Origin of the sequence: Hanstruepera marina (assembly GCF_019880635.1) — a bacterium.
Classification (GTDB): domain Bacteria; phylum Bacteroidota; class Bacteroidia; order Flavobacteriales; family Flavobacteriaceae; genus Hanstruepera; species Hanstruepera marina.
Window position 1 is genome coordinate 340,153 of record NZ_JAINVX010000005.1, and the last position, 12,963, is coordinate 353,115.

13 protein-coding genes are annotated in these 12,963 nt (G+C 34.6%); 3 read left to right on the forward strand and 10 right to left on the reverse strand.

Annotated features, from left to right (window positions below; translation table 11 throughout):
• Nucleotides 1-12: 12 nt before the first annotated feature.
• The 10 genes from K7G76_RS13990 to K7G76_RS14035 form a co-directional block, all read right to left on the reverse strand.
• Nucleotides 13-1,572: an arylsulfatase gene (locus K7G76_RS13990; protein WP_223034836.1), complete on the reverse strand. Its 1,560-nt coding sequence runs from the start codon at nt 1,570-1,572 to the stop codon at nt 13-15.
• Nucleotides 1,573-1,619: 47 nt separating this feature from the next.
• Nucleotides 1,620-2,735 carry a DUF6515 family protein gene (locus K7G76_RS13995; protein ID WP_223034837.1) on the reverse strand — a complete coding sequence of 372 codons (1,116 nt, stop codon included), beginning with the start codon at nt 2,733-2,735 and terminating at the stop codon, nt 1,620-1,622.
• A gap of 33 nt (nt 2,736-2,768) precedes the next feature.
• Complete coding sequence (locus K7G76_RS14000) at nt 2,769-3,494, reverse strand: DUF2092 domain-containing protein (RefSeq protein WP_223034838.1); 726 nt, start codon at nt 3,492-3,494, stop codon at nt 2,769-2,771.
• 200 nt (nt 3,495-3,694) lie between these two features.
• On the reverse strand, nt 3,695-4,969 hold the full coding sequence (gene rodA / locus K7G76_RS14005) for a rod shape-determining protein RodA (RefSeq protein ID WP_223034839.1): 1,275 nt from the start codon (nt 4,967-4,969) through the stop codon (nt 3,695-3,697).
• Complete coding sequence (gene mrdA, locus K7G76_RS14010) at nt 4,953-6,920, reverse strand: penicillin-binding protein 2 (RefSeq protein WP_223034840.1); 1,968 nt, start codon at nt 6,918-6,920, stop codon at nt 4,953-4,955. The genes rodA and mrdA overlap by 17 nt, the downstream gene beginning before the upstream one ends.
• Complete coding sequence (locus K7G76_RS14015) at nt 6,920-7,423, reverse strand: rod shape-determining protein MreD (protein WP_223034841.1); 504 nt, start codon at nt 7,421-7,423, stop codon at nt 6,920-6,922. The genes mrdA and K7G76_RS14015 overlap by 1 nt, the downstream gene beginning before the upstream one ends.
• A complete protein-coding gene (gene mreC / locus K7G76_RS14020; protein ID WP_223034842.1) occupies nt 7,416-8,231 on the reverse strand; it encodes a rod shape-determining protein MreC in 816 nt (271 codons plus the stop codon). The genes K7G76_RS14015 and mreC overlap by 8 nt, the downstream gene beginning before the upstream one ends.
• 10 nt (nt 8,232-8,241) lie before the next feature.
• Nucleotides 8,242-9,270: a rod shape-determining protein gene (locus K7G76_RS14025; protein ID WP_223034843.1), complete on the reverse strand. Its 1,029-nt coding sequence runs from the start codon at nt 9,268-9,270 to the stop codon at nt 8,242-8,244.
• A gap of 55 nt (nt 9,271-9,325) precedes the next feature.
• Complete coding sequence (gene purH / locus K7G76_RS14030) at nt 9,326-10,858, reverse strand: bifunctional phosphoribosylaminoimidazolecarboxamide formyltransferase/IMP cyclohydrolase (RefSeq protein WP_223034844.1); 1,533 nt, start codon at nt 10,856-10,858, stop codon at nt 9,326-9,328.
• Between the two features lie 111 nt (nt 10,859-10,969).
• The gene (locus K7G76_RS14035; protein WP_223034845.1) at nt 10,970-11,425 is read right to left on the reverse strand and encodes a GAF domain-containing protein; all 456 of its coding nucleotides are present in this window, start codon (nt 11,423-11,425) and stop codon (nt 10,970-10,972) included.
• A 90-nt stretch (nt 11,426-11,515) separates the two neighbouring features.
• On the opposite strand from K7G76_RS14035, the gene xrtF reads away from it, so the two are divergent.
• The 3 genes from xrtF to K7G76_RS14050 are packed head-to-tail and all read left to right on the forward strand — an operon-like array spanning nt 11,516 to nt 12,958.
• Complete coding sequence (gene xrtF / locus K7G76_RS14040) at nt 11,516-12,067, forward strand: exosortase family protein XrtF (protein ID WP_369412206.1); 552 nt, start codon at nt 11,516-11,518, stop codon at nt 12,065-12,067.
• Complete coding sequence (locus tag K7G76_RS14045; protein WP_223034846.1) at nt 12,060-12,488, forward strand: exosortase F system-associated membrane protein; 429 nt, start codon at nt 12,060-12,062, stop codon at nt 12,486-12,488. Before xrtF ends, K7G76_RS14045 begins: the two co-directional genes overlap by 8 nt.
• 56 nt (nt 12,489-12,544) lie before the next feature.
• On the forward strand, nt 12,545-12,958 hold the full coding sequence (locus K7G76_RS14050) for an HYC_CC_PP family protein (protein ID WP_407928000.1): 414 nt from the start codon (nt 12,545-12,547) through the stop codon (nt 12,956-12,958).
• The last annotated feature ends 5 nt before the right edge of the window (nt 12,959-12,963 follow it).

The following is a 12,963-nucleotide window of genomic DNA, read 5'->3' on the forward strand; positions in this document are numbered from 1 at the left end:
TAAAATTATTTGTTAATGGCTTTTAGTAACCATTGCTTCAATTTGCTTTTCAACTTTGCCTAGACTCCAATCTCCAGCCGTTTGACTTGGCGGATAATCTTTGAATGTGGACAAGAAATTAAAGGCATAACTTTGAATAGCTATAAGTATGTAAGCTCTATCAATGTACCAATCGTAATATGTATTGGACCCTTCATAAGCTTTTTCAAATGGGTCGCGTCGTAGATTGAATAATAAGGGAGCTCGTAATTCTACAAATGGTTCGAGCCATATTTGTAGTTGTCTTGCTCTATTTTCTAGAAACATGGCTTTCCAATCTCCAAAACGTAAGGCTGCAATAGATCCACCATCATCTACATAAATAAAGCCTTCTCTTGGTGATTCTTTTGTTTTACCAGTTAAATAATCTAATTGGTTGTATCCGTCAATATGATTTTTATAGCTTCTGCCATTCAAGGAAGTACCTTTTGCCAATTGATCTTTGATATTTGGATTACCTGCAATAGCGGCAAAAGTTGGCAACCAATCTTCATGAGCTACAATACCATTTAAGGTTACATTTTCTGGAAAATGCCCAGGCCATTTTACAAAGGCAGGTACTCTAAAGGCTCCTTCCCAGCTACTGTTTTTCTCACCATGGAAAGGTGTTGTTCCAGCATCTGGCCAGGTGTTGTAATGTGGCCCATTATCGGTAGAATACATAACTACTGTATTATCGGCAATGCCTAATTCATCCAATAAATCCAGTAATTGTCCAACATGCATATCATGCTCAATCATCCCATCGGTATATTCATCATGTCCTGGATTGCGCATGTCGTCTTTTACGTGTGTGCGAAAGTGCATTCTAGTAGCATTCCACCAAGTGAAGAATGGTTTTCCTGATTCTACCTGCTTTTTGATAAATGCTTTGGCAGCTTCGAGTGTCTCGTAATCGACATTTTCCATGCGTTTTTTGGTCAATGGGCCTGTATCTTCAATACGTTGTCCGCCTTTACCATCTGCCCAGCTGTGAATGACACCACGTGGACCGAATTTTTCTCTAAAGGTTTGTCCGTCTTTTAAGACCATATCACCAGGATAATCAAAGTTTTCTGGTTCTTCTTCAGCGTTTAAGTGATATAAATTTCCGTAGAACTCATCAAACCCATGCATGGTTGGTAAATGCTCATCACGATCGCCTTGATGATTTTTACCGAACTGACCTGTAGCATAGCCTTGACTTTTAAGAACGGTTGCCATGGTGACATCGGTTTTTTGCCAACCTTCCTTGGCGCCTGGCATACCAACTTTAGTCATTCCTGTTCTAACAGGGACTACACCGCCAATAAAGGCTGCACGACCTGCTGTACAAGATTGCTGTGCATAATAATCAGTAAAGCCAACACCTTCTTTGGCGATACGATCAATGTTGGGTGTTTTGTAACCCATCATACCACGGTTATTGTGGCTAATGTTCCAAGTGCCAATGTCGTCTCCCCATATCACTAAAATATTGGGTTTTTTGTTGTTTTGAGAAATTGCCAGCAAGGGAGCTAATGCTAGCAAAAAAAGAATGTTTATTTTTTTCATAAGGTTTAGTTTATCGATTAATAGTTTAATTAAATTTCTCTATTTGATTACTCTTTCTTCACTTCTACAATTTCGTACATGTCTTTACCGTCTACTTGAATAGGTTGGTAATATGTCTCGCCAAATTGCACATAGGTAACATCACCTATTTTAACTTCTTCACCACCTTCAGGTAATCCAGGAACAATGGTTCCAGCGGTTGCTGGAACTACAATATAGCCATCTTTGTTTTGTTCATAGAAAGCACCGCCATAGTAATAGTTAGTGGTATTGTTTACTTCAACCTTTTCAGCTTCGTCAGGTATCTCTGGAACTTCTGCGCCTACAGGGGCTTGAACAGCTACAAAACCATCTTCAGTTTTAAGGTAATAATTACCATTTTCGTAGTGGTATTCCTCATCATTGTCATCATTATTGTCGTTAACAATACTTACTATAATTGCTGTTGTTGCCAAAGAGGTTACAAAATAACCCCAAGGGTGGTAATAGGGTCCCCAATAAAAAGGAGTAAAGGGATGATAGAAATACGGTCTGTGGCAGTAATAGTGGTATCCTCCATATGCGTATGGCGGTCTTGCGTATGCCCGAGGACTAGGGCGAACATACGTGTTTCTTCTGTTAACATTAACGGTTCTACTATTATCTATATTAATATTTCTTCTATTGCCACTATTAACATTGTTGCCTCGGTTTCCGCTTCCTCTATTGCCACTTCTATCTTTAACATTTGAAGTTTTACGATTACGGGTGTCTAATTTAGGGGCTGACTTGTCGCGTGTTGATTTATCGCGTGCAGACCTGTTGCCAGTTGTCGACCTATCTCTTGAAGCATTATTGTTTGTAGTACGATTGGTACTTCTATTAGGCATTTTATTTTTGGAATAGCTCCTATTGGTGCTTTTGTTATGGCCACCATTAATACTTCTATTTGGTGTTCTATTAGTTGTTGTTGGCCTTGTAGTTGCTTTATTTCTACTTGAGCTTCTATTCGTGGTGGCTCTATTGTTTGATGGCCTGCTTGTAGGTCTTGACATTGTATGCCCTCCACCTCTTGAGGCATTATGTCTCATGCGTTGTGCACTTATTTCTGAAGGAAGTATAAGAGCAAAAAAGACTAAAACTATTCCAAGTAGGTGTTTAATATTTAAATTATATGTTGACATGATTTGTAATTTTTTTATTAAAATGTATGGTTGTTACTTTTTTAGAATACTTATCATTCTTGCAGTAGGAGGAGGCATAAAACTAAAAGCCGATTCAGGCACTATTGGGTTTAATGACCAATTGCTAAAAGTTGACTCATATTGCATATTAGATTTAGCCTTGTTAATTAACACAAAATGTTTAGGCAATAAAAACGTTTCGTTAGATACCCATATTTGGACACTTAAATCTTTATTTTGAGCCATGATATGATAACACTCTTCCCCATGAATAGTCTTTTTGCCTAGATAGGAAATACTATCAAATTGATCTATTATATCGTCCGTAAAACTTGGGTAGAAAAAATCGGCAGCAGGAAAAACAAAATCATAATTTTCATGCATGGTGTCAATCATTTCAATGGTTGTTTCAGGAGCTTCTAGAGTTACATAATTATTTTCATCATAATTGTAATAAGTCATATAAGTACCGTCATACCAAAAACCTACTTTACCTTTATTACCATTTTTCCTAACCAAGAGTTTGCTTGGGCCAGAAAAGGTAATAGAGTTTGTTGAAAATTGGGTTACAACGTTGCCATTTTCATCAAATTCATCAGATGAATGAGCTAGATTAAAAGAAACAGCTTCTAAATTGCCAATATTGTCAGCCATTTTGTCGAGAATAAAAATAGCAGTGGAATCGTGGTCTTTTGTTGTTTGTCCGAAACCTAGTAATCCAGTAATTAGGAAAGAGTAAAATATAATGTGCTTTTTCATGTGATGGTAGTTTTATGAAATTTTAACCTGTACATAACTCAAATAGTTATAAGTTTTATAAAAGTAAGAAATTACATCGTGTAATGTAATGCTTTTTTGTAATAGATTTGGAACTTAACTTTTTAATAATAAAGAAAAAGAGTTAAGTAATAAAAGTAGCGAAATATTTTCCGCAAAAAAAATTTAAATTGAAGAACGAGCTACCATTCGTTAATTTTATTAGAGTCTAGCTTAATAAAAATAAACAATAAAATAGTGAAGCCCCAAAGTCCAGAGCCTCCATAGCTAAAGAAAGGTAGTGGTATTCCTATGGTCGGAATGAGTCCCATAACCATTCCAATATTAATCATAAAATGAAAGAATAAAATAGAGGCCACGCTGTAACCATAAACCCGACTAAATTGTGATTTTTGCATTTCAGCAAGCCTTAATATGCGTAATAACAGTAACACAAAAACAATAACAACAAGTGCACTTCCTAAAAACCCCCATTCTTCACCAACCGTACTGAAAATATAATCGGTGTGTTGTTCTGGTACAAATTTCCCTGTTGTACGTGTGCCTTCTAGAAATCCTTTTCCATTGAAACCACCTGAACTAATGGCCTTTTCAGATTCGTAAAGATTATATAAAATATCGCGACGCATTTGTTCAATTTTTTCAGGATCTTTTTCTAAACGTAACCAAAGGCTAATACGGTCTTGTTGATGTGGTTGCAATATTTTTTGATAGAAAAGGTTGACTCCAAATGTCAAGATGACTGCCGCTAAAAGCATAGCAATAGGTTGGATTATAGAAGGTTTTTTCTTCCGTAGAAAATGAAAGCCAAAAACAATAACACTAGTTGCAGCAATAGTAATTAAGGGGCCAAATTTTAATGCTGCTACAGATATTAAACCAAGGACGACTATTATCCATAAATATATTTTTGGTAAACCTTCACGATAAAGAACAAAAAAGAATGAGCCATATACTAAAGTGCTTCCTGCATCATTTTGTAAAAGCACAAGAACAGCAGGTAGTGCAATGATAACACAGAGTCTTATTTGGTCTTTAAACGATTTAATGTCTGTATTCATGTCGCTAACATATTTAGCCACTGCAAGTGCCGTTGCAGCTTTGGCAAACTCACTTGGTTGTATGGTCATGCCTCCTATACCATACCATGATGTAGCTCCATTAACGTTTTTTCCAAAAACAAATAAGCCGGCTAAAGATAAAAGGCCTATTAAATAAATAATACTGGAGAAACGTTCATAAAATTTAGCTTCAATGGATAATAATATAACTATCAATAAAAACGTAAGCATTATAAAAACCAACTGCTTGCCATAAGGTTGTGTAAAGTCGAAATAATCGATTGTTTCACCAATATGCGAAGCCGATAAAATATTCATCCATCCAAAACCTACTAAAAGTAAGAACAATACTATGGTAATCCAATCAAACTTAAAGTATCTATCGGTTTGTCTCATTAGCAGGTATCGTTATGGTTTGGTTTTGAGCTTCTACTGGTTTGTTAACTGTCTCTAGTTTTTCTGGCAAATCAATTAATTGATATTGAGATTCGGCATTGATTTTAAATGGCTCTCTAGAAAACGGTTTTTGATATTCATTTTCTAGACTATGTGTTAAAACCCAATTTTCTAAATCAGTTCTACTGATTTTATCATTAATATATTTCTCAATCATTAAACTGGCTATTCTACCAGCAAATCGAGCACCATAATATCCGTTTTCAACAAATACAGCTATGGCTATTTTGGGATTGTCTTTTGGAGCAAAAGCCACAAATATGGAATGGTCTGTTAATTGCGTACGCTGACCATCAATTACTGTGAAATTCTCTGCAGTACCTGTTTTGCCACAAATTTCAATACCAGGTACTTGCAAAAAGTGAGCTGTTCCTTTATTGTAAACATCATATAAGCCTTGAATTACAGGCTCAAAATGATTTTCATTTATTGTTGTTTGATGTTTGGTTACAAAATCTTTATTTATTTCTTGACCTTCAATATCTTTTATAATATGTGGTGTGTAATAGTAGCCTCTGTTGGCAATGGCAGCAGTCATATTTGCTAGATGAATAGGAGTTACTTGAATCTCACCTTGACCTATAGCATTTGAAATTATTGTTGTAGCTCCCCAATTAAAATCTGGGTACCACTTGTCGTAATAAGCCCCATCGGGTATGTTTCCTTTTTTTCCAATAGGTAAATCGGTGCCTAAATATTGTCCTAAACCAAAGCTTTTTATATGATTACTCCAAATATCCATGGCTTTATGAGAATCATCATATTTATCTACTGTTTTTCTGAAAGCATTGGCGAAATAGGAGTTGCAAGATTTTGCAATACCTAAATTTAGACTACGTCTGCCACCGCCACAGTGGCAGCCCATTTTTCCGTTTCGTCCATAATGATAAACACCTGAACAACTTACAGCAGTTTCAGTAGTAATAACACCTTCTTGTAAAGCTGTTAAAGCTACAAGTGCTTTAAACGGTGATCCTGGTTCGTGCTCACGTAAAAGACTTTTGTCTATAAGGGGTAAATGAATACTATCGTTATGGAGTTTGGTGTAGTTTCTTGACCGTTTTCTTCCAACCAAAAGGTTTGGGTTGTATGATGGCGCAGAAACTAATGTTAAAATTTCACCAGTCGATGGTTCTATGGCAACGATACCTCCTTTTTTATTTTTCATTAGCCATTCGCCATACTCCTGTAATTTGGAATCAATAGTGATAGTAATGTCTTTGCCTTGTTGAGGTAAGGTGTCAAATTTTCCCTCCTTGTAAGGGCCAATGTCACGATTAAATCGGTCTTTTTGAATAAATTTAATGCCTTTAACGCCACGTAGTTCTTCTTCATAAGATAATTCTACACCTTGTTTGCCAATTAAATCACCCATTTTATAGTAAGGCGATTTTTCAATTTGACTTTGGGTAACTTCGGCTATAAAACCCAAAACATTGGCTGCGTATTGTGTTTGGTAATCGCGCAATAATCGTTTTTGTATGTAGAACCCTTCATATTTACGCATTTTTTCCTGAAGCACAGCATAGTCTTCCTTTGACAAATGCGGAATAAAGACATAAGGTAAACGCGGTGAGTACCTATATGCTTTTTCGTAAGTTTTTATAAACTGTTCCTTGGTTATCTTTAAAAGTGAGCAAAATTCAGCAGTATCTAATGGTTTAACTTCTCTTGGAATAACCATAACATCGTAAGACGGTTGGTTGCCTACCAAAAGCTTCCCATTTCTGTCATAAACAAAACCACGTTTAGGGTAATCATATACTTTTCTAATGGCATTATCCTCATACAAATTATGAGCTGATGAGGTGTAAACTTGTAAATAAAATAGACGCCCAATAAAGGTGAGACCTACAATTATTATTAAAAAGAAAAGTAAAAGTTGTCGCATTATTTTTTTCTACTAAAAATGACAGTTGTAATTACGCATAAGAGTAAGGTAAATATACCAGAAAACAACGTTTTTTTAAGCACTAAAAGTATATTGCTTAAGTTAAAAATTTCTAGCGAAAATAAAATGAGATGATGTATAAATATTATTATTATAAAATAGATGACTTTGGCACCAAAGTCAACCTGTTTGAATTTTATAGTTTGATGTTCATATATTGATCCAAAACAAAATTTTAGAATAACTGGTCTTATAAATGCAATAGTAACCGATGCAGCAGCATGAACGCCTCCTGAGTCTGAAAATAAATCTATTGATAAACCCAATAAGAAGCTTAAAAAAATAAACGCAATTCGGTTGTTGTTAATTGGGAAAAGGCAAATAAAAATAACGTATAAATACGGATTAATATCCCCTAAAAAATTGATATGGTTAAGTACGGCAACCTGTAATAAAACCAACGCAATAAACTGAATTGTATGTGAGATAATGGTATTATTCATTATTCAGTAGGTTGTTTATTTCTTTCCTATCTGTATTTTCTATAATATACACATGTTCTATATTGGTCATGTCATTGAACAAATTAACTTCAATGGTGTAGAAATTTTCAGCCGAATCTAAATTGAAGGTTTCAATGGTGCCAATAGGAATCCCTTTCGGGAAAATTATTGAACGACCAGATGTAACAATGGTGTCTCCTTTTTTTAAGGGCGCTATTTTTGAAATTTCATGTAATTGAACACGGTTTGGGTTTTTTGTGTCCCACTCCAAAGATCCAAAATGGTTGGTGTTTTTTAGTTGTGCACTAATTTTGATATTGGTGTTTAATACAGAGATAACAGTAGCATACTTGTTACTGGTTTCATCAACAATTCCTAAAATACCTTTTGAGGTTATTACGCCGAAATCTTGACTTATACTATCGTTTTTTCCTTTATTTAGAAGTAAAACGTTATTGGTTGACGCGTAACTGTTTTTAATGATTCTGGCAGGTGTAAATTTATAATTGCTTGAAAAACGCGTGCTATCAATAAAACCTTCTTGGGGTTTACCTGATGAGTTATAAAGCAGAGATTTTAAATAATTATTTTCTTCCTGAAGCAGTTCGTTTTGTGATTTTAAATTAAAAAACGATTGTATGTTATTGGCCGAATTGTAAATGCCACCCGTTAAAAAATTAGCTGAATTAATAAATCTGCTTTTGTGGTATGAATGAGACTGAATAGTGAAAACTAAAGACAGAAACAGTAAAAACAAATACAACAAAAACGTTTTGTTTCTTAAAAAGAAGTTTATAATTTGTTGCATGGTTTAAATGCTATTTTATCAATACGCTTTTGTATTTAGATAAGTTTTTAAGTGTAATTCCCGTTCCGCGAACTACTGCCCGTAAAGGGTCTTCAGCAATATAAACAGGTAAATCCGTTTTTTGAGATAATCGTTTATCAAGCCCACGAAGCATAGATCCGCCTCCAGCTAAATAAATACCTGTATTATAAATATCAGCAGCTAATTCAGGAGGTGTTTGCGATAAAGTTTCCATGACAGCATCTTCAATACGTAAAATAGATTTATCTAAAGCTTTGGCAATTTCGCGGTATGATATAGAAACCTGTTTAGGTTTACCAGTTAACAGATCACGACCTTGAACGCTCATGTCTTCTGGTGGCAATTCTAAATCTTCAGTTGCCGCACCAATTTGGATTTTTATTTTTTCGGCAGTACGCTCACCAACATATAAATTGTGTTGCGTACGCATATAGTATATGATATCGTTTGTAAACACATCACCAGCAATTTTTACCGACTTATCACAGACGATGCCGCCAAGAGCAATAACGGCAATTTCCGTAGTTCCTCCACCTATATCAACAATCATGTTTCCTTTAGGTTGCATGATGTCTACACCAATACCAATGGCAGCAGCCATAGGCTCGTGAATTAAGTAAACCTCTTTACCGTTAACACGCTCGGCACTTTCTTTAACCGCTCGCATTTCTACTTCGGTAATACCAGAAGGAATACAGATTACCATTCGTAGTGATGGTGGGAATAACTTCTTTTTAAGTGCAGGAATGTTTTTAATAAACATACTTATCATTTGCTCACTGGCATCAAAATCAGCAATTACACCATCTTTTAATGGCCTAATGGTTTTAATGTTTTCATGAGTTTTTCCCTGCATCATGCTGGCTTCTTTACCAACTGCAATAATTTTTCCTGAAATTCGATCTCTGGCAACAATAGAGGGGCTATCTACAACCACCTTATCATTGTGGATGATAAGTGTATTGGCGGTTCCTAAATCGATTGCAATTTCTTCGGTTAAGAAGTCAAAAAATCCCATGGGCTTTAAGTAAATTTTTGAGGTTAATTAAGTCTATCTCGTAAATGTAATAAAATTAATGTTTAAAATGACGTGTTCCTGTAAATACCATAGCCATGTTATTATCATTGCAATAATCAATACTCAATTGGTCTTTTATAGAGCCGCCTGGTTGGATTACAGCTTTAATTCCTGCATTGTTGGCAATCTCAACACAATCTGGAAATGGAAAAAACGCATCGCTGGCCATAACAGCTCCTTTTAAGTCAAAATTAAAAGATTGCGCTTTGTGAATGGCTTGGTTAAGTGCGTCAACGCGGCTGGTTTGACCAGTTCCGCTTGCGCATAATTGTTTGTTTTTTGTCAATACTATGGTGTTAGATTTGGTGTGCTTGCAAATTTTGGATGCAAAAATCAAATCTTCTAACTCACTTTCTGTTGGTTTATTGTTTGTGGCATGAGATAAATTTTCAATACTGTCCGTTTTATTGTCTCTATCTTGAACTAAAACACCATTAAGGCAGGTTCTAACTGTAGTCTGTGGGAGTTCGATATCTTTTAAAACCAAAAGAATTCGATTCTTTTTCCCTTTTAAAATCTCTAATGCTTCATCAGAAAAAGATGGTGCAATAACAACTTCGCAGAAGAGTTTATGGATTTCACTGGCTGTTGTTTCGTCAATTTCAGTGTTGGCAATTAAAATACCGCCAAATGCTGAAACAGGGTCGCCAGCCAATGCATCAACATAAGCCTTGGAAATAGAGTCGCGTTGAGCAAAACCACAAGCATTGTTATGCTTTAAAATAGCAAAAGTTGGCGCTTCACCTTTAAATTCTAACATTAAATTAACTGCTGCGTCAACGTCAAGTAGGTTATTGTAGCTTAATTCTTTACCATGAAGTTTGGTAAACATGGCATCAAAATCACCAAAGAAAAAACCACGTTGGTGTGGGTTTTCACCATATCGTAAAACCTGACCTTTTTGTTCGCTTATTTTTAAACTGGCTATATCGTGATTACTGTTGAAATAATTAAAAATAGCAGAGTCGTAATGTGAAGATACATTAAAAGACTTGGCTGCAAAACGCTTGCGGTCTTCTTCAGAAGTCTCTCCGTTTTTAGTTTCTAATAGTTCTAAAAATTCGCTGTAATCTTCTACTGAAGATACGCATACAACATCAGCATAATTTTTAGCTGCAGCTCGAATTAATGAAATACCACCTATATCAATTTTTTCAATAATGTCCTGATTGCTTGCTCCAGAAGCAACAGTTTTTTCAAAAGGGTATAAATCAACAATTACTAAATCAATTTGCGGAATATCAAAATCTGCTAATTCAGCCACATCACTCTCATTGTTTTGGCGATTTAAAATACCTCCAAATACTTTTGGATGTAAGGTTTTAACACGGCCACCTAAAATAGAAGGGTAGGATGTAACGTCTTCAACTGGTACAACTGGAATACCAAGATCTTTTATAAACCTTTCTGTTCCACCTGTTGAATAAATAGTGACATTTTGTTGGTGTAATGTTTTAACAATTGGCTCTAATCCGTCTTTACTAAAAACTGAAATTAAGGCTGATTTAATGGTTTTGTTGTTGCTCATTTTTGATGTGTTGTTATATGGATGCAAAAGTAGGTAATTCAATCAAAAATTGAAGCTTAAAAACAAAGCAAATGCTCGATTTTTTTAACTTAAAGTGGAAGTTATTAACAACTATAAAATCGAGGAGACCTTTTTACAAACAAATTCCAAAAAGCGCTCGTCAGCTTCTGTAAAAGGATCTGGTGTGTTTGAGTCGATATCTATTTGCCCAATGTTTAGTCCGTTAACAAAAATTGGGACAACAATTTCTGCTTTTACAGTAATGCTACATGCAATGTAATTGTCTTGAGCTGATACATCTGGAACTACAAAGTTCTGATTGCTGACAGCAACTTGCCCGCAAATGCCTTTGCCAAATGGAATGATTGTATGGTCTGTGGGCTCGCCAATATATGGTCCAAGTTTTAGCTCGTTTTTATCTCCGTTTTTAAAATAAAACCCTACCCAATTATAATATGGCACCTCTTTTTCAAGAAGTTGGCATACAGCTAAAAGTCTATCATTAACAGATAGTGAACTATCTGTTGTAATTTCTGTAACTAAAGGTTTTAGTTCTTGGAGCGTCATTGTTTAAAAGTTTAAACAAAAGTATTTAAAAAGCACGAATACATAGGTTAATTTTATATAAATTTAACTACAATTTTAGGTGTATTTTTTTTGAAAAAACTAATTAGCAAATATAAGTCGGTCATAAAATTTATTTTCAGTTTTTTATTGGTGTATTCTGTACTCACTATTACTTATAAATTCTATTTGCAGTTATCAACTGGTGAAAAATATTACCCAGATTATATGACATATATTGTTGCTCAACAGAGTGCAGATTTATTGCATGATTTGGATTATAGGGCGCAGGTAATTCCACATCCAAATGAAGCCTCAATTAAGTTGATTATTAATGAAAAATATGTTGCGCGTGTCATAGAAGGATGTAACTCGGTAAGTGTTATAATTTTGTTTGTTTCATTTGTTATTGCTTTTTCTGGTCATTTTAAAGTTACGGTTTTATATATTTTTGCAGGAAGTGTATTGATTTACATTGCTAATTTATTTCGAGTGGTAATCTTGTCTATTGGCTTATATCATTACCCATGGCGAAAAGACATTTTGCACACGGTTATTTTTCCTGGAATTATTTATGGAATGGTTTGTTTATTATGGGTATTTTGGGTCAATCGTTTTTCTAATATAAAAAAGGTTAATGACTAAAGCTCTCAAATATATAAGTTTAGTCTTGCTCTTTGGACTGTTGATCTTAATACGTGTATTTGAGGAGCAATTATTCTACGACCCATATTTGGCGTTTTTTAAAAATGACTATTTGTATATAGATTCACCTAGACAGGAAGTATTTAAACTAACATTATTTACAACGTTACGCTATGTTATGAATACTATAATTTCGCTCGGTATTTTGTTTGTTTTGTTTAAGGATTTAGGAGTGCTAAAATTTGCAACCCTTATTTATGTAATAGCTTATGTCACCCTTATAACTTTGTTTTTGTATTTTGTAATTAACCCTAAACAATCTGACTATTATTTATTTTTTAATACGCGTAGATTCCTAATTCAACCTGTTATATTACTGCTCCTTATTCCAGCATTTTACTATCACCAGCAACGAGCTTAAGTGTTAATAGTATTTTAAATTATCCCCAAGTGTGCGATTTTTTGTAAATTTGCAATATAATGAAAGACATAGTTCATAGAGTATTTTCGGTAGGCATGGCACTTTTAGTGTTGTTTTCAACGGTTTCTTTTACTGTTGAAAAACACTATTGTGGTGATGTTTTGGTAGATGTTTCTTTGTTTGCAGAAGTCCAAAAATGCGCTATGGAAGCTTATGAAATGGAGCAATCTTCAATAACTAAAAAAAGTTGTTGTAAAGACACGATTGATGTAGTTCAGGGACAGGATGAGCTTACAGTAAAGACCTTCGATGATCTTGAGTTTGAACAACAGGTTTTTCTTACAACTTTTTCATATTCTTATTTAAACCTTTTTGAGGATTTACAGGAAAGGGAAATTTCTCACCAAGACTATTCCCCTCCCAACTTGGTTTACGACATACAGGTTCGTGACCAAGCCTTCTTAATTTGATTTTT